The 1,412-nt window shown below is 58.4% G+C and carries 2 protein-coding genes; both read right to left on the bottom strand.

Annotation, left to right across the window (positions count from 1 at the left end):
- Positions 1-857, bottom strand: an 857-nt coding sequence (locus AC6ROY_RS25330; RefSeq protein WP_500103332.1) for a transposase, incomplete at its 3' end; no start/stop codon positions are given.
- A 45-nt stretch (positions 858-902) separates the two neighbouring features.
- Entirely contained in the window at positions 903-1,256 is a 354-nt protein-coding gene (gene tnpB / locus AC6ROY_RS25335; RefSeq protein WP_500103333.1) for an IS66 family insertion sequence element accessory protein TnpB, read from the bottom strand.
- Positions 1,257-1,412 lie beyond the last annotated feature (156 nt).

Raw genomic sequence — 1,412 nt, forward strand, 5'->3', positions numbered from 1 at the left:
TAATCGTAGACCACCACTGGCTCTACCCCCCGACCTGTGCGATACAGCCACATGTACGAGTCCGACCGGGCCGCTTTACCTGGTTCTTTCAGCACCTGCAGCGTGGTTTCATCCGCATGCAGCGTTTCCTGTTTGAGCAGATGACGCTTCATCTCCGCTACGACGGGCAATAGCCACTGCTCTGCGCCATAGACCATCCAGTTCGCCATCGTCTGCCGCGACAGCGGATAACCCAGACGGGTCCAATCTTGCTCCTGCCTGTAGAGCGGCTGGCTGTTTATATATTTTTGGCACATCACATGCGCCATGGCCGAGGGGGAAGCCAGACTGCCCGGATAGACAGGCTGCGGCATCGGCGCCGTGACGATCGGCGTTTGCAATTCATGGCGCTCACAGTGACGGCAAGCATACACCTGCCGCACATGCTGCACCACCTTGACCTGCGGCGGTACCACCGCGATCTCGCGACGAGTCTCCGTCGTCATTTCATGTAGCGCCCCGCCGCAGCAGCCGCAGATTTGCTCGCCTTCGGCAAGGGCATACGTCACGGTTTCGACAGGCAGCTTCGAGAGATCCGCTTCGCGCTTGCCACTCGTTTTCCGGCGCTCATACGTGATCTGTTCTGACTCCGTCCCGGACTCCGGCGCAGCGGTCACTTCCGCTTCGTTAAACAGATTCAACTCCAGTTGATCCGGGTGCGTCTTCTCGCTGGAAGCACCGAAGCGCTTCTGCTGCGCAAGCCGAAACTGTTCTTCATACCAGCTAAGTTTGGCCGACAATTCGGCATTTTGTTTCTCCAACTGAGCATTTTGCTGTTGAAGTTGTTCCAGGGTGAGGGATTCCGGTTCCGTTTTCATAAAGCAAGATTCGACAGGTAGAGCACAAACTCCTGCTGGCTGGCTTCAAATCGCGGTTTCGGGTGAAACCCGGGGATGCGCATGTCGTGGGGTAAGCGAGAGGCCGTCGAGCAGCCAGCGTAGCTCCCGCTGGGTCAGATGGAGTGGAGCGCTGCCGCCAGCGGGCCACTGAAACGAGCCTCGCTCCAGTCTGCGATAGTATAGCCAGAAACCGGCATGATCCCAGTGCAGGATTTTGAGCTTATCCCGCCTGCGGCTGCAAAACACGAACAGGGCCGGGGAAAACGGATCGAGCGCAAATTGTTCTTGAACGATTGCCGCGAGCCCATCGATGGATTTGCGTATGTCTGTCGCGCCACAGGCCAGATACACGGGGGAGGCTGAGGGGAAACTCAGCATAGCGGCGTAAGGGCAGCGACCACGTCGCGAAGAAGGCCCGGTTCAAATCCGGGACGAACGTCGATCCGAGCAACGCCGACTTGTAACTGAAGCGATGTGGTTGTTACGCTCTGGCGGGCGACTGTAACCGAACGGAAGGTGGTCGAGGCGCCATCC

The sequence above is a fragment of the Paenibacillus sp. sg306046 genome (genome assembly GCF_059821225.1).